The sequence below is a fragment of the Nocardia sp. NPDC019219 genome, assembly GCF_040632645.1.
GTDB classification, from domain to species: domain Bacteria; phylum Actinomycetota; class Actinomycetes; order Mycobacteriales; family Mycobacteriaceae; genus Nocardia; species Nocardia sputorum.
Genome location: NZ_JBEYCG010000017.1, coordinates 42101 through 63266, shown reverse-complemented (window position 1 = coordinate 63266; position 21166 = coordinate 42101). Strand labels below are relative to the sequence as shown.

The following is a 21166-nucleotide window of genomic DNA, read 5'->3' as shown; positions in this document are numbered from 1 at the left end:
GGCCGGACGTTCGAGGTGTCCGGGGGCCTGTGGGGTGATCCGGTGCGTTACTTCTTGGCGCCGTTGGCCTGATTCGCGTGGCTGATCACGTGGTCGATGAAGCCGTACTCCAAGGCTTCGGACGCGGTGAACCAGCGGTCGCGGTCGGCGTCGGCGGTGACCTGCTCGACCGACTTGCCGGTGTGCAGCGCCTGCAGCTCGTTCAGCTCGCGCTTGGTGTGCGCGAACTGCTCGGCCATGATCGCGATGTCGGCCGCCGAGCCGCCGATCCCCGCGGAGGGCTGGTGCATCATGATGCGCGCGTGCGGCAGCGCGTAACGCTTGCCCTTGGTGCCCGCGGTGAGCAGGAACTGCCCCATGGACGCGGCCAGGCCCATGCCGTAGGTGGCGATGTCGCACTCGGCGAACTGCATCGTGTCGTAGATGGCCATGCCCGCAGTCACCGAGCCGCCCGGCGAGTTGATGTAGAGCGAGATGTCCTTGGTGGGATCCTCCGCCGACAGCAGCAGGATCTGCGCGCACAGCTTGTTCGCGATGTCGTCGTCGACCTGCGTGCCCAGGAAGATGATGCGCTCACGCAGCAGGCGCTCGTACACCGAATCACTGAGGTTGAGACCAGCAGTCGCGGTTGTCATGACCCCTGCCTGGTTGATTGTCACGGATACCTGCCTTCTCTCGCCGGCTCGTTGCCCATTGCCACATAGCCATCACTGGTTGGATATGCCGCACCCGGTCGGACAGGGCCATCCAACTTGCCGTCACAAACATTAACGAAGCAGGGCGGCACCGAACTCCCGGTACCGCCCTTTCTTCGCTCACAGCGCAATCAGCGCACCTCGCGGGCGACGATCACACCGACATTCCATGAAATTATTCGGCGTCCGCCGCGGCCGTCTCACCGGCCTGGTCCTCGTCCGCCGAATCGGCGGGCGCGCCGAACATTTCGGCGGTGTCCACCGGGTTGCCCGCGGAGTCGGTGACGGTCACCTGGCCGACCACGCCCGCGAGCGCCTTGCCGCGCCGCACGTCCGCGAAGATCGCGCCGAGCTGGCCCGCCTGCTGCACCTGCTGGATGAACTGCTCCGGGGACAGGCCGTAGCGCTGCGACTGGAACAGGATCCGCTCGGTGAGCTCCTCCTGACCGACCTGGGTGCCCTCCGCCTCGGCGATCGCGTCCAGCAGCAGCTGAGTCTTGACCGACTTCTCGGCGGACTGCTTGGTGTCGGCGTCGAACTCCTCGCGGGTGCTGCCCTGCGCCTCGAGCGCCTCGGCGAACTTGGCCTCGTCGTGGTCGAAGCCGTGCACCGCGTCGTGGGTCACGGCGTCGATCTCGGCCTGCACCACGGCGTCGGGCAGCGGCACCTCGACCTGCTCGAGCAGGGTCTCCAGCACCTTGTCGCGGATCTCACCCGCCTGCTGCACCTTCTTGACCCGCTCGACGCGGCTGCGCAGGTCGGCCTTCAGCTCCTCCAGCGTGTCGAATTCGCTGGCCAGCTGGGCGAACTCGTCGTCGGCCTCGGGCAGCTCGCGCTCCTTGACGCTCTGCACCGTCACGGTGATGACCGCCTCCTTGCCCGCGTGCTCGCCCGCGACCAGCGTCGAGGTGAACTCCTTCGACTCGCCGGCCGACAAGCCGACCAACGCCTCGTCCAGGCCCTCGATGAGCTGACCGGAGCCGACCTCGTGGGACAGGCCGGTCGTGGCGGCCTCGGCCACCTCCTGGCCGTCCACGGTCGCCGAGAGGTCGATGGACACGAAGTCGCCGTTCTGCACCGGACGCTCGACCCCGGTCAGGGTGCCGAAGCGCTGGCGCAGCGACTGCAACTGCTCCTCGATGTCCTCGTCGCCGACGGTGAACGCGTCGACGGTGACCGCGATGCTCGAGTAGTCCGGCAGGGTGATCTCCGGACGCACGTCGACCTCGGCGGTGAAGGCGAGCTCCTGGCCGTCCTCGATCTTGGTGATCTCGATCTCGGGCTGACCGATGACCTTCACCTCGGAGGTGGTGACGGCCTCGCTGTAGCGGCCGGGCAGCGCGTCGTTGACGACCTGCTCCAGGATCGCGCCACGGCCGAGGCGGGCCTCGAGCAGCTTCGCCGGCGCCTTACCGGGACGGAAGCCGGGGATGCGGACCTGCTTGGCCAGTGCCTTGTACGCGCGGTCGAAATCCGGCTTCAACTCCTCGAAGGGCACCTCGACATTGATCCGGACCCGGGTCGGGCTCAGCTGCTCGACGGTGCTCTTCACGGACATGCTCCTTGTTCGTTGTTCGTACTGGTTGACGTTCTGTGTGCGGTGCCACGCCGCCGGCGCTCCGGGGTCGGAAACGGCGGGCGCGGCGGCCCTACGCCGGCTGCCGCACTCCCCCACCGGCGCCGATCCGAACCGGAGTCCCGGCCTCGGCCGAGACGACGAGGGGTGCGGCGTACGCCACGCATCCCGACCAGGTTAGTTGACCGGCCGAGCGGGCCTGCACCCGGCGGTGGCTCGGCGGCCGCGCTACTTCCCCACCGACACCGCGTCGGTGACGAAGACCAGCGTCTCGTACGGCGCGATCCCGCGCCCGCCCGCGCCGTAGCCCAGCTCCGGCGGCACGATCAGCAACCGCCGTGCACCCTCCCGGACACCGGCGAGTCCCTGGTCCCAGCCGTCGATGACCTGGCCCGCGCCCAGCGTGAGCTGGAACGGCTTACCGCGGTCGAACGAGCTGTCCAGCGTCTTCTTGTCCGACCAGGTGACCAGCGCGTAGTTCATGGTCAGCGCCTGCCCCGGCGCGGCGCCGGGCCCGCTGCCCTCCTTCAAGTCCTTGACGATCAGCTGCTTGGGCGGATCACAGTTGTCGGGAACGGTGATCTTCGGCGCGGCGCCGAACTCGCCGCTGACGGTGATGTCCTCGGCGGTGCACTCCCGGCCTTTGCTCTGCGTGGCCGGGCGCTGCGCGGAAGCCCCGGCCGCCGCGGTGGTCTTCGTCGGCGAGACGGTCACGGGGGACGGCTCGTCGTCCGAGCCGCAAGCCGCCAGCGCGATGGTCGTCGCGGCGAGGGCGCCGATACCGAGGATCCTTCCGAGAATGTGCATGCCGCGGACCCTAGACCACGAACGGGCATCGGGTGGCGCGAGCTTCCCGCGACACGCACGGGCCGCCGCGCCGAGCCCGCGGCGGCTAGGCTGACGGTGAATTCTCCATCTGGCGTTGTCGATTCCGATCGGCGACCGTCGCAGGACCGGGACGGTGGTCCCCTCGTGGCGCCGCGGTCCCCGATGCCCCGAACGTGAGGAGAGTCAGCGCATGACCCACATGGCAAGTGCAGGTGGCGATACTTCGGCGGACAACGTCGGCAGCACCGGCGGACGAACCGTCGCCCCGCGTCCCTACCGCTTGGCGGACGTACCGGGCCCGTTGGAACGCGACGAAATGAACTCGATCGACGCGTGGTGGCGGGCGGCCAACTATCTCGCGGTCGGCCAGATCTACCTGGTGGGCAATCCGCTGCTGCGTGAACCGCTGCGCGCGGAGCACGTCAAGCCGAGGCTGCTCGGGCACTTCGGCACGGTGCCCGGCTTGAATCTGGTCTGGGCGCACGCCAATCGCGCGATCCGGCAACGTGGCCTGAGCGCTGTCTTCGTCGCGGGCCCCGGACACGGCGGTCCCGGCCCGAACGCGTGCGCCTGGCTGGAAGGCACCTACTCCGAGTGCTACAGCCACATCCCGCAGGACGCCGCGGGCATGGGCGCGCTGTTCCACCAGTTCTCCTTCCCCGGCGGGGTGCCGAGTCACTGCGCACCGGAGACGCCCGGCTCCTTCCACGAGGGCGGCGAACTGGGGTATTCGCTGCTGCACGCGTTCGGCGCCGCGTTGGACAATCCCGGTCTCACCGTGTTCTGCGTGGTCGGCGACGGCGAGGCGGAGACCGGGCCGCTGGCGACGAGCTGGCATGCGAACAAGTTCCTCAATCCGGCGCGCGACGGCGCGGTGCTGCCGATCCTGGCGCTGAACGAGTACAAGATCGCCAATCCGACCCTCCTCGCGCGCATCCCGGAATCCGAGCTGCTGGCCCTGCTGCGCGGATACGGCTACGAGCCGATCGTCGTCGCGGGCGACGACCCCGCTGCGGTCCACCAGGCGATGGCCGCGGCGGTGGATACGAGTATGGAACGCATCGATCGAATCCAGCGCGCCGCACGCGACGGCGCCGATGGGACGCGGCCCACCTGGCCGATGATCGTGTTGCGTACGCCGAAAGGCTGGACCTGCCCGCCGATGGTGGACGGCGACCAGGTGGAGGGCACCTTCCGCGCGCACCAGGTCCCGTTGCCCGGCGCCCGCACCGATGCCGGCCACCGCGCGGTGCTGGAACAGTGGCTGCGCTCCTACCGTCCGGAGGAGTTGTTCGACGACAGCGGCAAGCCGGTGCCGGAACTGCTCGCTCAGGTACCCGATGGCGATCGGCGGATGAGCGCCAACCCGGTCGCCAACGGCGGTGCGCTGCTGCGCGACCTGCGCCTGCCGGATTGGCGGGAGTTCGGCGTCGAGGTGCCCGCTCCCGGCGCGACCGACCACGAGGCCACCAGGGTGCTCGGCGGCTGGCTGCGGGAGGTCACCGCACTCAATCCGGACAACTTCCTCACCTTCGCGCCCGACGAACTGGCCAGCAACCGGTTGCAGGACATCCTGGAGGTCACCGGCCGCAACTGGCAGGCCGAGATCGATCCCCGCGACCAGAAGCTCGACCGTGGCGGCCGCGTGATCGAAGTGCTCTCCGAACACATGTGCCAAGGGTTGCTGGAGGGCTATCTGCTGACCGGCAGGCACGGTGTGTTCACCTGTTACGAAGCGTTCATCCACATCGTCGACGCCATGTTCAACCAGCACGCCAAATGGCTCGACGCCAGTGCGGCGGTGCCGTGGCGGCGCCCGGTTCCCAGCCTCAACTACCTGCTGTCCTCGCACGTCTGGCGGCAGGACCACAACGGCTTCACCCACCAGGATCCCGGCTTCCTGGACGTGGTGCTGAACAAGAAGGCCTCGATCGTGCGGGTGTACCTGCCGCCGGACGCCAACACCCTGCTGTCCACCTACGATCACTGCCTGCGCTCCCGGCACTACGTCAACGTGGTGGTCGCGGGCAAGCAGCCCCAGGCCGACTGGCTGTCGGTGTCCGAGGCCGCCGAGCACTGCGCGCGCGGCATCGGCATCTGGCCGTGGGCCGGCCACGGAGACGAGACCGGCACGACGCCGGACGTGGTGCTCGCCTGTGCGGGCGACGTGCCGACGCTGGAGACCCTCGCCGCGGCCGCGATCCTGCGCGAACGGCTGCCCGATCTGCGCGTCCGGGTGATCAACGTGGTGGACCTGATGCGTCTGCAACACCCGGACGAGCATCCGCACGGCTTGTCCGACAGCGAGTTCGACACGCTGTTCACCCGGGACCGGCCGGTGATCTTCGCCTTCCACGGGTACCCGTGGCTGATCCACCGGCTGACCTATCGGCGCACCAACCATGGCGAACTGCACGTCCGCGGCTATAAGGAGCGCGGTACGACGACCACGCCGTTCGACATGGTGATGCTCAACGACCTGGACCGGTACCACCTGGTGATGGACGTGATCGATCGGGTGCCGACCCTGCGCGAGCGGGCCGCGGGCCTGCGACAGGAGATGGTCGACGCGCGGTGGACGGCCCGGGCGTGGACCAGGGAACACGGCGCGGACATCCCGGAGGTCGCCGACTGGAGGTGGCCGTACCAACGGACGTGAGCCTGCGACCGCGGCGACGCCCGTACGATCGACCGTATGGAAAGTGGCCCGCAGATCGCCGAGATCACCGACAAGCGTCTGCTGCGTGGTGCGCGAACGCGCGCCACCGTGCTGCGCCAGGCGGTCGACATCGCCTCACTGGACGGATTGGAAGGCCTGAGCTTCGGCAGGCTCGCCACCGACACGGGGCTGAGCAAGGCGGGCATCCAGACCCTGTTCCGCACGAAGGAAGCGCTGCAGCTGGCCGCGGTCGACTACGCGCGCGACCGGTTCGTGGAAGCGGTGGTCGAACCGGTCGGCTCCGCGCCGCGCGGCGTCGCACGCCTGCGCGCCTTGGTGGACCACTGGATCGTCTACGCCACGACGCCGCTGTTCGCGGGCGGCTGCTTCCGGGTCGCGACCATGGCCGAGCACGACAGCAAGCCGGGACCGGTTCGCGACGCCCTCATCCGCGATCAGCGGACGTGGGTGCGGCTGCTGGCGCGCGAACTGCGCGCGGCGGCGTCCGCCGGTGAGATCGGCGAGCTGGATGCCGATCTGACCGCATTCCAGATCGATGCGGTGCTGTGCGCGACCAATATCGCACTGCGGATCGGCGATCCGGATGCCGCCGACCGCGCCCGCCGCATCGTCGAGGGCTTCTTGCGACCGTCCTGACCACGCTTGATGCCTTCCGGGTATGACGCGCACCCAATTGTGAATACGGCCAGGGCATTCGGAAATCTCGGACAGAACGAGCCGCGACCTTGTATCTTGCGGATAACGCGTTCGACGCGTTTCGGTAGCAACTCCCCCATCCGTCGCCGTTGCCGGAGGGCGCGCAGAAGGGCGGTTCCCCATGAACCACACAGCCGGGGCGACCGGGATGGAAATCCTAGGTGCGATCTTGATGGTGGCCTGGATGGTCGTCATGTGGGCGGCGGTCGGCGTGCTCGTCGTCGCGTTGCGTAAACCGCTGCGCCCATGGATGTTCCGCACCGCGCTCGGCGTGATCGCACTGGGCGTGGTCGCCCAGATCGGTCACTTCCAGGAGCACGTGGCACAGGTCGGCTATTGGATCCAGCATCCGAACTCGCCCGCCTGGATGACCCCGTGGGGCACCGGCCTGGCCAACGGGTTCGGTCAGGTCAACCACATGAAGCCGGCGCTCGGGATGGAGATCCTGCACCTGGTCGGCAATTTCCACTTCCTCGCCGGACTGGTCGGCGTCGCCCTGGTGACCCACCACGCCTTGGAGAGCAAGGCGCGCAAATGGGGTCGCATGGGCGTGCTGATGCAAGGCATCCACGGACTCGAGCACCTCGCGCTCACCCTGACGGTCGCGTTCGGCACCAAGGCGATCGGACTGTCGACCATCTTCGGTCTGCTGGATCCCGGGCCCGGCGCGGCGACCTACCGCATCTGGTGGCACTTCTTGGCCAACGTGATCGGCACGAGCATCTTCGCCATGGCGCTGTACTACCTGTGGCGCGAGCGCGCGGTGATCGAAGCCCCGTTCCGCGAGCCCGCCGCCGCGAAGCCGAGTCGGGTATCCGCGGCCAAGGATCCGGTGGCTCCGGCATACGCGGCGGTCACCGAAGCCTGATCGCGAGACCGATCCCGCACCTTCGCCGCGGCGCACGACGGCGTCGGAAGGACGGACCGAGACTTCCCACATCGCCCGCCGCGGTTCGCACAGGACCGTAGCGGCACATTCAGCGAAAGGGCGTCCGCCAGACGGCGGGCGCCCTTTCGCTATGCCATGCCCGGAGAACGCGCCGCGGCATGCCTGGCATCAGAGGCAGATGGCCTCCCGCCGCCGGAAGTCTCCACGGTCATGTCGGCCGCCACGAAGGAGGCGTGCGTACGTCGACGGGCCACCAGCGCGAGGTCATCGCCCAGCAACGAGTCACGCCGACAAGTCATCCGCGCCTCTCGAGCATCCCGCCCTCCGGCCGCGACCGCGCGCCAACGGGCCACAGTCCGCACCGGCCGGTAGCGCAGCCTGCGTCACAGTCGGCGGGAATCGGTATCACTGCGAACTCTCGCATCGGTCTCGCCTGCGCCGATCACACGCGCTCGCCTGCGCGACGACTCGAGCTCAGCGCATTTCCCGCCGCACTGCCACCGCTATGGCGGGGACATCGAGGCTGGTGACGGCCGCAGACCGCACAAAGACACAGAGCATCCTTCCCAACTGCGGGAAAGTGCTCGACAAGACATCGACCCGTCGATTAATGTGACGTTATCCAACGGCACGATAGATAGGGACCCGCCGATCGGACCACACCGGACCGATCTCCGATCCCGAGGTGGCGAGATGAACGGACGCGAACGATGACCGGCATCACGCCGCACCAGCGACGGACACAGACCTGGCTCGTCCGCCCGCTGATCGTGAGCGCGATAGCGGCCACGCCGGAAACCCCGGCACCGGTCGAAGCGCTGGCCGGGCCCGACGCGACCGTCGCGGCACCGCGCCCCGCAGACCCGGGCCGCCACGGATACGACAGGCCGGGCTCTTCCCATCCCGACGACCGGGACCGAGCCGACCGGCACCGCCCCGCGGAAGACACCTCCGCGACGGATGCCGCCCCGATCCCTTCCCCGCCCCCAGCTCGCGCGGCAACCCCGACCATCGACGTTCGCCGCACCGCCGCCGCTCGAACCGTGCTGCCGCGCACGGCTCGAAATCCGAACGGAGACTTACGATGACCGCCACCACCCACTCCGCCGCACGGCGACTGTTCGCCTGTGCCGCGATCGTCGGCATGCTCACCGCGGGCGCCGCCGGTATCGCGGGCGCCGAGTCGCACTCGAACCCCTCCGACCCGCGCAACGGCACCGGGGACACCAACGGCTGGCACCACATCGATCCGATGGGTTACAACCACCGCGACAGCGACCCGCGCCGCGCGGACGAGCACGACGACGCCATCCGCGACTACCACCAGCGCCAGAGCCGGCCCGCACCGGCCGACACCCCCACGGGCGACACCTCCGTCAGCCCCAGCTGGTCGCGCGTCGGCCGCCCGGACGGCAGTGGCTACACCGTCTGCCGCCCGCAGGCCCGCTGGTGCCAGTGATCGCCGGATCGGCTCGCTCACTCGCACCCACGACCTTCCGTGACGTCCTCCGGGACTGACCATACCGCTACTCAGCGGCACATTACTTGAAGCATCACCATCCCGGAAATCCACTCCGGCCGGGATAGCGCACGAAAGAGAAAAGCACATGTTTAAGATCAACGGGCTTCGCCGGACGACCGCGTGTAACGACAAGCGCGGCGGTACGGCACGGACGCTCACCCTGCTGGCGGCGGCAGCGGTGGCGGCGGGCGGCCTGAGCCTCGGCGCGGGCACCGCCGAGGCTCAGGGCGCTGCCTGCCTCTGGGCCGGTGGCGCCTACGGCCAGGGCACCACGGTCGTCGCGGGCGGCTGGGCCTTCAGCTGCGGAACCGACGCGGTCGGCGCGCCCTACTGGCACCGCGGCAACGCCGTGCGACAGGCCAGCACCGTCCCCAACCCGGGCGCCTACGCCCACCCCGCGGGCCTGTTCAGCCCCGGCGCACGCCAGTACGGCACGGAATACAACGACTACTGCGTCGGAAGCCAGCTCATCGAGGGTTCCGAGGATGTCTACCAGGTGGTCTCGGACGGCCGCGGCTCCCTGTGGTGGAAGGCCGCCGGCTCGATCGACCAGTGGTCCTTCGACCCCGGCACCGGGCCGCAGCGGTCCTGGCGGTCGTCGAGCCTGTGCTACGACGGCTCCCTGACCTGACCCGACCTCGCTCCCGCACGCCCGTAACCGTCGCGACGGCTACGGGCGTGTTCGCGTTCGCGCGGGCCGCCGCTCGGATTCCAGCTTGATCCGCTCCGCGAGGTGGTCCGGGACGTGCCGGCCGATGTCGGCCCTGGTGGCCGCCATCAGCTTCCGGCGCACGGACGCCACCTGGGCGTCGACGGTCCGGATGGAGCTACCCCGGCGCGCGGCGATAGCGCTGTTGGCCCAGCCGGCCGCGGCCAGCACGGCGACCTCCCGTTCCGCCGGCGTCAGCTCGTCCCAGCGCGAGGCCGTCGGCCTGGTCTGCGGACGCGGGCTGGGCAGCTGGTCGACCGGCAACCTGCCCAGCAGCAGCAACTGCAGTTCGTCGCGTTCGGGACGCAGGCGGGCGCCGCGCTGAACCGCCGCCGAGTGGGCCTGCTCGCCGATGACCGCGGTAACCGCCGCGACAGCTCGAGCGGTGCCGCGCGCCACCAGCGTCACCCGGTCGGCGACGATGCCCATCGAACGGTGCAGCGTGGCGATCCCGCCTTGCAGATGGGCGATCTCGGTGGCGGCGGCGATCGCTTCGGCGCTCCCGGTGTCGCCCGCCTCGAGCCGGGCGGACAGGAGGTAGGTCAGCGCCATCATGATGAAATGCGCGACCCAGCCCGCCGTCCAGGTGTCCCCCGTGACCAGCAGGCGTTCCAGGGTGGACTGCCCGAGCTTCACCGCTTCCCGTGGATCGCCGTGCCGGGAGACCGCGATCATCCAGGCCAGTTCCGCCCAGGAGGTCGCCCAGCCCGCGTCGGAGGCGACGGCCCGGTCCAGATGTTCTCGCGCGGCCGCGAGCGCGACATCCGCGTCACCGAGGTTCGCGTAGGTGAGTGCCTCGAACAGTTCACTGCGCTGCTCTCCGGCGCGGTCGCCCAAGGCGGCGAATTTCTCGCGCGCTCTGGACAACACGTCGACCGCGCGCAGGTCGAGATGGATCAGCAGCAGTTCCAGACCCCAGGTGAACTCCACCGCGGCGGGCAGGCCCGCATCGATCGCCGTCATCTCCCGCCAGCGGTGCCGCAGCTCCGGATCGAGGCACTCCGCGGCACATTCGTCCAGTAGTTGCGCGGTGTAGGCGTGCCTGCCCTGCCAGATGGCGATCCAGCCGACCAGCGCGGTCGCGTTGATCCGCAGCCGGGTCGGCGGCGGATCGACCTGTGCGGTAACTTCCAGGGCCTGTTCGGTCAGGCTGGTGATGGCCCGGTTCGACCCGGTGATGAACGGCACGCGCAACGCCATCAGCGTCGCGGCGGTCTCCAGCCCGACCACGGCCTCCTCCGGGTCGGCGAGGCTGGTCTCGACGGCGATGAGGATGTTGTCCCAGGCCGCACGCGCCCAGTCGATCCACTCCTGCTCCCGCGGGCCGTACCAGGTGGCCGGGCCGGCGGCGACGCGATCGCGGTAGTGCCGCCGATGCCGGGCCAGCAAGCGCGCCTCGTCCAGGTGGTCACCGCGCGTGGCCAGTCGGTCGCGCACGAACACCCGGACGCTCTCCAGCAGGTAATAGCGCACCGTGGCCGCGGTGAGATGGACCGAAAGCAGCGACCGTTCGACCAGGCGCTCGAGCAGTACCTCGATCCGCTCGGCGGGCAGCGCCGCGTCCGCGCACACCGCGACGATCGCGTCCACCTCGGCTCCGCCGCACTGCGTCTCGTCGTTCTCGGCGTCGCAGCCGGTGGCGAACACCGACAAGCGGTCCAGCAGCAACTGCTCCGGCGCGGTGCACAGGCCGTAGGACCAGGCGATCACGTCACGCACGCTGCGATGCCGCTCGCCGACGCCGCCTCTGGCTCCGTGCGTCCACTGCAGGCGCCGATCGGCGGTGTCGCCGGACAACTCGCGCAGCACGATGGCCGGTGGCCGGTGCAGCAGCCGCGCCGCGGCCAGGCGGATGAACAGCGGGTTGTTGTCGACGTGCCCGCAGATCCGGGTGGCGATGGCGAGTTGGCCGGGATCCTCGGGAATCGGCCGTCCGGTGCGCTCGGCTCGCCGCCGGAACAGCTCGAGGGCGTGCACGCTGGACAGCGGCGGCACGGTAACCAGATGCTCGTCGATCCAGCCGATCGGCTCCCGGCTGGTCGCGACGATGGTCAGGCCGGGCACCTCCTGCAGCAGGCCGACGACGAGCGGGCCCACCCCGCCCAGCACGTGTTCGCAGTTGTCCAGCACCAGGATCGTGCGGTGCGTGCCGTCGTCGGTGAAGATCTCCAGCAAGCCGTCCCACGCGGAGCGGCCCACGATGCCGTTCTTCTCGACGGACAAGAGCACTTCCTCGGCGACCGCCCCGGTCTCCGCGCCTGCCGCGAGCCGGGCCAGGCGGGTCCAGTACACCGTGTGCCGCGCCGCGCCGCGATACCGCCGCACGGCTTCGACCGCCAGCGTCGTCTTGCCGATGCCGCCGGGCCCGACCAGGGTGATCAGCCTGGCGTTCGACGAGTCCAGCAACGCGTGGATCCGCCGCAGTTCGGCCTGCCTGCCCACGAACTCACCCAGCGCGGCGGGGCCGTTGCCACCGCCGCCGTTCACCTCCGACATGCCGACGCACCTACCGATCCGGAAAACCACCGCTCGAGCAGCCTAATGGGCGCGAGGAGACCTCCCTCTGCGGCCACGGCTGGGCCGCCGCTCGGATTCGTAGCGGACCCGGTCGGCGAGGTCGTCGGGGATGTGGGCCGCGATCTCGGCGCGGGAGGCGATCATGAGCTTCTGCCGGATGGCGGCGACCTGCGCGTCGACCGTCCGGATGGAACTGCGCCGACGGCCGGCGATGGCGCTGTTGGGCCAGCCCGCCGCCGCGAAGACGGCGACATCGCGTTCGGCCTCCGACAGGTCGTTCCAGCGCGAGGCGGGCCGTCGCGACACGGGCCGGGAAGCGGCCGGTCGGTCCGGCCGCCGGGCCGTCTGCCCCTGCTCCGGGGTCGGGGTGGGACACCACAGCGCGTCCAGCTCGGGGCGCAGTCGCGTCCGGCGTTCGGCGGCGGCGTAGGCCCGATCGCCGAGTACCGCGCGGGCGAGTTCGGCGGCGCCGCGCAGCTCGGCGGCGATCAGCGGAACCCGGTCGACGGAGATCCCCATCGAACGCTGCCGCGCCTTGAAACCACCGATCAAGTAGGCGATCTCGGTCGCGACGTCGGCGCACGCGGCGGGATCACTCCCGTCGGCCCGCCGCGCGACGAGTATCTGGGCCAGCGCGACGATGTGCGCGCCCACCGCCCAGCTCGCCGTCCAGGTGTCCCGCTCGCCGCGGTAGCGGGTGAGCACACCGTGGGTCAGCGTCAGGGCCTCGGCGGCCGACCCGTGCTTGGCCAGCGCCACCGCGCGCGCGATCTCGGCCCAGGCCAGCGACAACGTCGAGCCGGTCGACATCGACCGCTCCAGGAATCGCGCGGTGTGCTCCAACGCCTGCCGCCGGTCGCCGACGAGGGCGGAACAGAACGCCGCGAAGACCTCGCTGCGTTCGGCGCCGATGCGATCGCCCTGGTCGGCGAACTTGCGGCGGGCCCGGGTGAGGACGGTGATCGCGCGTGGATCGCCGTATACGAGCATCAGCTCGAGTCCCCACATCCACTCGACCGGAGCCGGCAGACCGAAATCCGTGTCGGTGTACCGTGGGCCCGCCCCCGGAGGGAGGGCGGCGCGACCGGCGAGCAGTTGCGGGATGTGCTCGGTCCGTCCCTGCCACAGCGAGATCCAGCCGAGCAGTGCGGTGGCCAGGTCGGCGAGCCCGGAGGGACCGAGTCCGGACGCCCGGGTGGCTTCCAGCGCGCGCTCGGTCAACCGGGTGAGCGCGCCCGCACCGGACTTGACGTACGGCACCTTCATCGACAGCAGAACGGTGGCGATCTCCAGCGCGACCACGGCCTCCGCCGGGTCCGACAAGCCGGATTCGATGGCGAGCACCATGTCGTTCCAGGCCGACCGCGCCCACGCCAACCATGCCTGATCCTGCGGGCCGAGCCAGATGGCCTGCCCGGCGACCACCTTGTCCCGGAAGTACCTGCGGTGCCGCGCGGCGAGCCGGTCGGCCTCGCCGCGATCCCGTCGGCGCAGCCGGTCCCGGGCGAACACGCGGACGCTCTGCACCAGGTACCAGCTGACCGTGGTGGCGGTGAGATGCGCCGACAACAGCGACTGCTCGGTAAGCCGCTCCAGCAGGCGCTCGATCTCGCTCGCGGGCAAGGTGTCATCGGCGCACACCGCGATCGCGGCGTCGAGGTCGATACCGCCGCGCAGCGACTCGTCGTCGGTCTCGTATCCGGCGGCGAAGACCGACAGCCGCTCGAGCAGCAACTGCTCCGGCGCGCTGCACAGATCGAAGGACCAGGCCACCACGTCGTAGACACCGCGGTGGCGCTGCTCGGCGCCCGCCCGTGCCCCGTGGTTCCAGTACAGGCGTTTGTCGTCCGCGTCGCCGGTGAGTTCGCGCAACACCATGGCCGGCGGCTGGTGCCGCAGGCGTGCCGCGGCCAGGCGGACGAACAGCGGATTGTGGTCGACCCGCAGGCAGATCCGCGCGGCGACGTCCATCGGCTCGCGCTCGTCCGGGATCGCGCGGCCGATGAGCTGGGCCCGCTGCCGGAACAATTCGAGCGACTGCCGCGGCGACAGCGGCGGTACGGGCAGGATGTACTCGTCGGCCCAGCCGATCGGTTCGCGGCTGGTGGCCAGGATGGTGAGCCCCGGTGCGGCTTCCAGCAACTCGGCGATCATCGCCGCGACCGCGCCGAGCAGGTGTTCGCAGTTGTCCAGCACCAGCACGGCGCGCTCGGTGGAGCGGTCTCCGCTGCTGAAGGTGCGCACCAGCGCGCTGTGGGTCGGCGGTGCGTCCAGGTCGGCGCGCACGGCCGACTGCATCACATCCTGCGCGGTGGCGGTGCTGTCGGCCTCCAGTCCGGCCAGGCGCGCCCAGTACACCGGCCTGCGCAGGGTGCGCGCGCCACGGCGCAACGCCTCCGCGGCTAATCGCGTCTTCCCGATCCCACCTGGGCCGACCAGGGTGATCAGGCGGGCGCCGCCGTCCAGCAGCGTGCCCAGCCGGTCCAATTCCGTTTCCCGGCCGATGAATTCACTGGTGGATGCAGGCAGCACGTCGCCACGTGCCTGAACCAGGGACATAAAACGAAAGTTAGCCGACGACGCGGCAACGCGCTCGACAATCACAGGTTACGGCGTGGTCAAGCCCCCGTTTACCTGGGCAACGGACCCCGTTTCGCGGTTCCCCGCGCCGGTTGCTACCTGGCGGAGGCCATCTGCTGGTAGTGCATCTGGACCACGGCGCTGTCGAAGGTCATCACGTCGACCAGTTGCAGCCCCGAGACCACCGCGGGCGTCGGGAACAGCGGAATCCCGCCACCGAGCAGGATGGGATGCACGAACAGCCGGTACTCATCGATCAGGTCGTGCTTCATGAACTCCGAGGCCGTCTCCGCGCCGCCGAACAGGACCATGTCGCAGCCCGGCTGGGCGCGTAACGCGGTGATCTCCTCGACGAGGTCCTCCCTGACCACGCGCGTGTTCCAGCTCGCGGTGGACAGGGTGCGGGAGAACACCAATTTGGGCGTCTGTTTCCAGCATCGCGCGAAATTCACGTAGAACTCCGAGATCGCGGGATCCACGTCGGCGGTCGGCCAGAACGACGCCATGATCTCGTAGGTCTTGCGGCCGTAGAGGAACAGGTCGGCCGAGCGTAATTCGTCGAGGAACGACTCGCACAGTTCCTCGTCCACCACCGGCCAGTGGATCTCCTGATCCGGCCCCTCCGCGAAGCCGTCGAGCGACATCTGCATCCACAGTGTCACGCTTCCCATGTGCCCACACCCATCTGCTGCCCTTGTGCGACTTCCAGATTGTCGGGGGGAGCGACACTTCGGCGCATCGGTAGGTTGCCTGAGACATACCTAAGTAGGCGAGCGTAGGTAGGTTCGCGGCGCCGCGAACGCGCGCCGGATGTCGCCCAATATACCGTTGAACAACGGCACGTTACTGCTACGTATCACCAACTATGGGAATCTGAAACGTAAACACTTCGACCAGGCGGGATACGCGCCGCGCGATCAGCCCTCCGGCAACGCGTCGCTGAGCTCGGCGTCCTGGTCGAGATACCTTGCGACGAGCCGGTTCACGAGTTCGGCAGCGGTCTCCGCGGGGATGGCCTTGGTCGCCGCCAACCGCTGCGCGAGTTCGGCGGACTGTGCCGGGCCGCGATCGGACGCCTGAAACGACGCCCAAACGGTTCGCCGGAACAGGTCCACGTAACGCCGGGCGATGCGCTCCGCGTCCGCGCGCAGCTTCTCCAGCTCGCCGAGCACCTCGTCGGCCGGGACGCCGGCGGCGGTCAGCTGATCGAGGCTGTGCGCCAGGCGGCGATCCGCGATCCGGTAGGTCGCCGCGTCGACGGGCTCGTACAGACCCGCGGCGACGACCCGGGCCAGGCCGTTGGGCACGTCGCGATAGAGCTCGGCCAGTTCGGTCGCCGCGATCGTGTCGCCCGCGTCGACGACGGGCGCCTCGGTCACATCCGGTTCGGCGACGCCGAGGATGTCTCCGAGATCGTCGCCGCGATCCCAGGCGTTGAGCAATTCCTTGATGCCGTTGAGTTTGATCCCGCGGTCCAGCAACCTGCTGATGGTCCGCACCCGATTGAGGTGGTCGGCGCCGTAGAACCCGGTACGCCCCTTCACCTGCGGGGGCGGCAGCACACCGCGTTCGTGATAGACGCGCAGGCTGCGCACGGTCGTACCGGCCTCCCGCGCCAGCTCGTCGATCGTGTACTCCACACCCGCAGTCATACCTCAAGGAAACCACATCGCAACACGGAGCGACCGCCGGTGCGCGGCCATTGCCGGGGCGACCGACCGGTCTCCAGCGACATAACAGCAAACATCGGCGGCGCGGGGCGGAAACAGCTCGCCACGCACACCCGCCGACCGCTTCTTCCCGCCCCTGGAAATCCCCTCGGTGCCCGGTTCCGCCGTCGCGCCTATCCTTCCGGCATGGGTGAATCCGCGGGCACTCCGGCCGGTCTCGCCGACCGCGAACGCGCGATGCGCGAGCTGACCCACCATCTGGGCACGGGCCGGCTGAGCCTGGCCGAGTTCGACGAACTGAGCGCGGCGGTCGCCGCCGCGACCACCAAGACGCAGCTGGCGGAACTGTTCGCCGACCTGCCCGGCAGCACACCACCCCCCGCCGAGATCACCCCGGTCAACCCGCTGCCTCGCCTGGTCGTCCTGGCCGGCGCGGCGGTGGTCTTCTCGGTGGTGCTCGCGGTGACCACCGGCAACTGGCTGTGGCTGCTGGTGATCCTGGCCGCGCCAGCCCTTTTCATGTTCACCGCGCGCACGACCTGAGACCGGTCACCACCTCGACTTCGGCCGGACGTAGTTGGCCAGGTCGACCAAGCGGTAGCGGTGCAGCCGATGCGGGGCGATCCGGGCCAGCGCGCGCAGGCTCGACTCCAGTCCGCGTTGCAGGCCCAGCAGGGTGAACGGGAAACCGAGCAGGGTCGCGTCCGGATCGGCCGCCGCGCCGCCCGCTCGCACCCACTCCAGCGCCGCGCCGACCACGATGACCTGGAGTTGCAGCGCCCGCGGTTCGTCCGGCGCGGCGTCCAGCCGCGCGGCCGCCTCGAGCAGGTCGGCCTCGGTGGTCTCCGGGATGGGTTGCGAGACCAGCAGCAGACATCCCGTCATGCGCGCCACGCTCTGGTACCGCGACGCCTCCGGCACCTGATCCAGGACTTCCACCGCCTCCAGCAAACCGCCGTCGGCGGCGAGCCTGCGGGCCAGGCCGAAAGCCGCGCTCACCAAGCCGTGATTGGTCCGCCACACCGTGCGGTAGTACTCCTCGGCGAGCCGATGCCAGCGGTCACCCGCGGCGTCCCCGAGATGCTGGAGGGTCAGCTCCGCGGTGGCCGCCAGCGCCAGGGCCGGGGCGATCTCACCGGGCAGCATGCCGTGCACCAGGTCGAAGTACTCGTAGGCGCGTTCGTACTGCCCGTCCAGTAGGGCCGCGACGGCCGAATACCACTCCAGCCGCCAATCCGTGCCGTAGTCCGGCCGCAGGTCGGCGAGCCGATCGCAGGCCGGCACCACCTCGCCCAGGTCCAGGTGGGCGCGGACCGCGGTCAGCGTGCCCTCCAGTTCGAACGTCTCCGGCTCCGGAATGGTCCCGGAGACGATCCGGTCGGCGGTGCGGCGCAGCGCGTCCAGCGCGTGCCTGGGATCGCCGTGCAGCAGCGTGGACAGCAGATCGGCGCTGGGGTCCTCGCCGTCGATCAGCGGCACCGGCAGGGCCGCGACGACGCTCGGCGCGTCCAGCGCGGGCAGGCGGTGCCGGCCGTCGGTCATCCCGTCGGTCTGCCCGATCAACGTCTCGATGCCGAAATCGCCGCGCATGGCACCGAATTCGAGCGACGCCTGCGGATGTTCCTTACCGGTGTCGTAGGCGAGCACCATGCGCAGGACGCCGGCGAGCTGGCCGTACATCGCGTAGGCGGTCGGGAAGCGACGTTTGGGATCCGGATCGGTGGCACGGCACAGCAATCGGTACAGCGCCGGATAGTCGCGCAACAGCGGCTCGTCGTCCGGCGACGGGATGCCGGGCAGCTGGTGTCCGTCGGCGTTCTTGGGCATGTCCAGCACCAGCGCGGCCAGCGTTCGTCCGACGGTATAGATGTCCGAGGCGACGGTGGGCCCGGTCTCGGTGATCTCGGGCGCTTGATAACCCGGGGTGCCGTAGATGCTGCCGTAGGACTCCATCGCGGCCACCGCGCCGAGATCGATCAGCTTGACCTCGTCCTCGCTGACCATGATGTTGTCGGGCTTGAGATCGTTGTAGGCCAGCCCGAACGAGTGCAGATAGTCCAGCGCGGGCAGGATCTCCATCATGAAGGCGATCGCCTCGGAGACCGGAATCCGTTCCGGCGCACGCAGATCCAGCATCCGCTTGAGCGAACGCCCGCCGACGTACTCCATGACGATGTAACCGTCGGCCACGTCGCGCCCGGAACGGTGCTTGACGAAGTTGTGGATCTTGACGATGCCGGGATACGCCACCTCCGAGAGGAATTGGCGTTCGGCGAGGGCGACGACATGCGCCTCGAAGTCGAGCGGGTTCTGCAACCCCTTCAGCACCACCCAGCGATCGCTGACGTTGCGATCGACCGCCAGGTAGATCCATCCGAGTCCGCCGTGGGCCAGGCAACCCTGGACTTCGTACTGGTCGGCGACCATCTCCCCCGGCTGCAGCAGCGGCCGGAAGTTGAACGGGGAGGCGCAACGGCCGCACTCACCCTCCACGGCGCCGGGCCCCGCCGCGGTGGTGCGGCCGACCGGCTGCTGGCATTTCCAGCAGAACCGCTTGTGCTCGGGCACTTCCGGGTTCTGCATCACCGCGGTGCGCGGATCGAGCGGGCTCACCTTGGGCATCGACACCAGCCCACCGCCCAATCTTCGCCCGCTCGGGCGCGAGCGTGCGCTGCGCCCGGAATCCGATTCGGACTCGAGTGCGCCGAGCAGCAGCCGCTCAGCGGTGCCGATGGTTTCCTCGCCCCCGTCGTCGCGGCCGGTCGGCGGCCCGCCGTCGCTGGGCACCGAGTCGACGGCGACGCCACGGCGTTTGTCGACCGTCCGCGGTGTCGACCACGGATTGGGAAGTCGCGGGGGCACCTCGGTCTTGAGCAGGTGCCGAGTTGCCCAGGGGTGAGAAGTTCGCCGAGGCACCTCGGTGCCGCGCATGCGCCGATTCGCCCATGGATGCGCAAGTGGACGGTCGGATGCGCTGGGGTGCTCCGGCATACGAACCTCTCAGACCCGCCGTTGAATCGCGGTTTCATTCTGGTCCGCCGCCTGTCGATGCGCGCGTGTATTGTTCCCGGCATTGGGAATAGTTCCGCCCCGGGCGAACGGCCCGGGGCGGATACTGCCTTACTCTTCGTCGTCGGGCTTGTCGAGGATCACCACCGGGTCGGCCGTCGCGCGGAGCGGCCGCTCGGCCAGGACCGGGAACTGGCCGGTGATGCCCTGGCGGATCTCCGCGATCTGCAGCACTCGCTTACGGGCGAGGAACCAGCCGCCCACCAGCGCGGGAACCATGATGACCAGCATCGCGATCACCGCACCGCGCTGCACGTGGTCGTCGCTGAACGCCATCAGCAAGACCACGGTGGCCAGGAACACCAGCGTCGCGAAGCTCGTGTACGGCGCGCCGATCAGCCGGAACGACGGACGCTCCGCGCGGCCGGTGCGCGACCAGCGCCACAGCTGCAACTGGCAGACCACGATCGCGGTCCAGGCGAAGATGGTGCCCAGCGCCGACATGTTCAGCACGATCTCGAAGGCCTGCTCCGGCACGACCGCGTTCAGGCCGACGCCGATGAGCGCGACCGCGCCGGTGGCCAGGATGCCGACGTAGGGCACGCCGCCACGGGACATCCGCGCCGCGATGGTCGGCGCGCTGCCGTTCATCGACATCGAGCGCAGGATGCGGCCGGTCGAGTACAGGCCGGCGTTCAGGCTGGAGAACGCCGCGGTCAGCACGACCAGGTTCATCACCGAGCCCGCGCCTTCCACACCCAGCCGCGAGAAGAAGGTGACGAAGGGGCTCTCGCCGTTCTTGAACGCGGTGTAGGGCAGCAGCAGCGCCAGCAGGACCAGCGAACCCACGTAGAACAGCGCGATCCGGGCGATCACCGAGTTGATCGCGCGCGGCATGATCTTCTCCGGGTTCTCCGCCTCACCGGCCGCGGTGCCGACGAGTTCCACTGCGGCATAGGCGAAGACGACACCGGTGGTGACCAGCACCAGCGGGAGCAAACCGGTCGGGAACAGCCCGCCGTGGTCGGCGATGACGCTCGGCCCGGTGACCTGGCCATCGATCTTGAAGCGGCCCGCGAGGAATACCGTGCCCACGATCAGGAAGGTGACCAGCGCGATCACCTTGATCAGCGCGGCCCAGAACTCGAGTTCGCCGAACCACTTCACCGACACGAGGTTGATGCTCACCACGACCGCGAGGGAGACCAGGGCGATCAGCCACTGCGGGATCGCCTCGAACGCTCCCCAGTAATGGACATATGTCGCGATGGCGGTGATGTCTACGATCCCGGTCATGCACCAGTGGAAGAAGTACATCCACCCGACCGCGAAGGCCAGTTTCTCGCCGTAGAACTCGCGGGCGTAGGAGACGAACGATCCCGAGGAGGGGCGATGCAGCACCAGCTCACCGAGCGCCCGCAGGATGAAGAACACGAACACGCCGCAGATGGCGTACACGAGGAACAGACCAGGGCCCGCGCTGGCCAGCCGGCCACCCGCGCCGAGGAACAGGCCGGTGCCGATCGCCCCACCGATCGCGATCATCTGCAGCTGACGCGGGCGCAGCGACTTGTGGTAGCCCGAGTCCTCGTCTTCGAGCGCGGCAGCCTGCGCGGGCGCATCCGCTGGTGGTCGAACTGTGGTCATGGCGATGGCCTTTCAGGTGACGGCGATCATAACTTCGCTCAATGTACCGTTAGATAGCGGCACGTTCAATAGCGAGTCGCGACTTGTAACACGCTGGACATCAAAGACTTTGGAAAAACAGCGTCCGAGCAGCGGCGATCGGCGCGGG

The 21166-nt window shown here is 69.4% G+C and carries 15 protein-coding genes; 6 read left to right on the top strand and 9 right to left on the bottom strand.

Annotated elements, in window-relative coordinates; genetic code table 11:
• Positions 1–47: 47 nt before the first annotated feature.
• From ABZ552_RS26865 to ABZ552_RS26855, 3 genes are all read right to left on the bottom strand, one after another.
• Positions 48–635 (bottom strand): ATP-dependent Clp protease proteolytic subunit, encoded by a 588-nt coding sequence (locus tag ABZ552_RS26865; RefSeq protein ID WP_039796608.1) that lies wholly within the window; start codon positions 633–635, stop codon positions 48–50.
• A 235-nt stretch (positions 636–870) separates the two neighbouring features.
• Positions 871–2247, bottom strand: coding sequence for a trigger factor (tig, locus tag ABZ552_RS26860; RefSeq protein WP_350356346.1), 1377 nt, complete (start codon positions 2245–2247; stop codon positions 871–873).
• A 252-nt stretch (positions 2248–2499) separates the two neighbouring features.
• Positions 2500–3078, bottom strand: a complete 579-nt coding sequence (locus tag ABZ552_RS26855) for an FKBP-type peptidyl-prolyl cis-trans isomerase (protein ID WP_281916884.1) — start codon at positions 3076–3078, stop codon at positions 2500–2502.
• A 211-nt stretch (positions 3079–3289) separates the two neighbouring features.
• On the opposite strand from ABZ552_RS26855, the gene ABZ552_RS26850 reads away from it, so the two are divergent.
• From ABZ552_RS26850 to ABZ552_RS26830, 5 genes are all read left to right on the top strand, one after another.
• Entirely contained in the window at positions 3290–5758 is a 2469-nt protein-coding gene (locus ABZ552_RS26850; protein WP_357440548.1) for a phosphoketolase family protein, read from the top strand.
• Between the two features lie 36 nt (positions 5759–5794).
• Positions 5795–6415: a TetR/AcrR family transcriptional regulator gene (locus tag ABZ552_RS26845; RefSeq protein ID WP_357440545.1), complete on the top strand. Its 621-nt coding sequence runs from the start codon at positions 5795–5797 to the stop codon at positions 6413–6415.
• Between the two features lie 181 nt (positions 6416–6596).
• Complete coding sequence (locus ABZ552_RS26840; protein WP_357440543.1) at positions 6597–7343, top strand: DUF6008 family protein; 747 nt, start codon at positions 6597–6599, stop codon at positions 7341–7343.
• Positions 7344–8448: 1105 nt separating this feature from the next.
• Positions 8449–8823, top strand: coding sequence for a hypothetical protein (locus tag ABZ552_RS26835; RefSeq protein WP_281874970.1), 375 nt, complete (start codon positions 8449–8451; stop codon positions 8821–8823).
• Between the two features lie 148 nt (positions 8824–8971).
• Positions 8972–9517, top strand: a complete 546-nt coding sequence (locus ABZ552_RS26830) for a hypothetical protein (RefSeq protein WP_281916882.1) — start codon at positions 8972–8974, stop codon at positions 9515–9517.
• A 39-nt stretch (positions 9518–9556) separates the two neighbouring features.
• Here ABZ552_RS26830 and ABZ552_RS26825 read toward each other — a convergent pair whose 3' ends face one another.
• From ABZ552_RS26825 to ABZ552_RS26810, 4 genes are all read right to left on the bottom strand, one after another.
• On the bottom strand, positions 9557–12091 hold the full coding sequence (locus ABZ552_RS26825) for an AAA family ATPase (protein ID WP_357440539.1): 2535 nt from the start codon (positions 12089–12091) through the stop codon (positions 9557–9559).
• A gap of 42 nt (positions 12092–12133) precedes the next feature.
• On the bottom strand, positions 12134–14671 hold the full coding sequence (locus ABZ552_RS26820) for an AAA family ATPase (protein WP_357440536.1): 2538 nt from the start codon (positions 14669–14671) through the stop codon (positions 12134–12136).
• A 116-nt stretch (positions 14672–14787) separates the two neighbouring features.
• Positions 14788–15363: a dihydrofolate reductase family protein gene (locus tag ABZ552_RS26815; protein WP_281874974.1), complete on the bottom strand. Its 576-nt coding sequence runs from the start codon at positions 15361–15363 to the stop codon at positions 14788–14790.
• Between the two features lie 246 nt (positions 15364–15609).
• On the bottom strand, positions 15610–16344 hold the full coding sequence (locus ABZ552_RS26810; RefSeq protein ID WP_281874975.1) for a MerR family transcriptional regulator: 735 nt from the start codon (positions 16342–16344) through the stop codon (positions 15610–15612).
• 204 nt (positions 16345–16548) lie between these two features.
• Here ABZ552_RS26810 and ABZ552_RS26805 point away from each other — a divergent pair, with 204 nt between their 5' ends.
• On the top strand, positions 16549–16905 hold the full coding sequence (locus tag ABZ552_RS26805) for a DUF1707 domain-containing protein (protein ID WP_281874976.1): 357 nt from the start codon (positions 16549–16551) through the stop codon (positions 16903–16905).
• 6 nt (positions 16906–16911) lie between these two features.
• Here the strand turns inward: ABZ552_RS26805 and ABZ552_RS26800 are convergent, their stop codons facing one another.
• Both ABZ552_RS26800 and ABZ552_RS26795 read right to left on the bottom strand, forming a co-directional pair.
• Positions 16912–19224 (bottom strand): serine/threonine-protein kinase, encoded by a 2313-nt coding sequence (locus ABZ552_RS26800; protein ID WP_281916880.1) that lies wholly within the window; start codon positions 19222–19224, stop codon positions 16912–16914.
• 258 nt (positions 19225–19482) lie between these two features.
• Positions 19483–21018 carry an amino acid permease gene (locus ABZ552_RS26795; RefSeq protein WP_281874978.1) on the bottom strand — a complete coding sequence of 512 codons (1536 nt, stop codon included), beginning with the start codon at positions 21016–21018 and terminating at the stop codon, positions 19483–19485.
• Positions 21019–21166 lie beyond the last annotated feature (148 nt).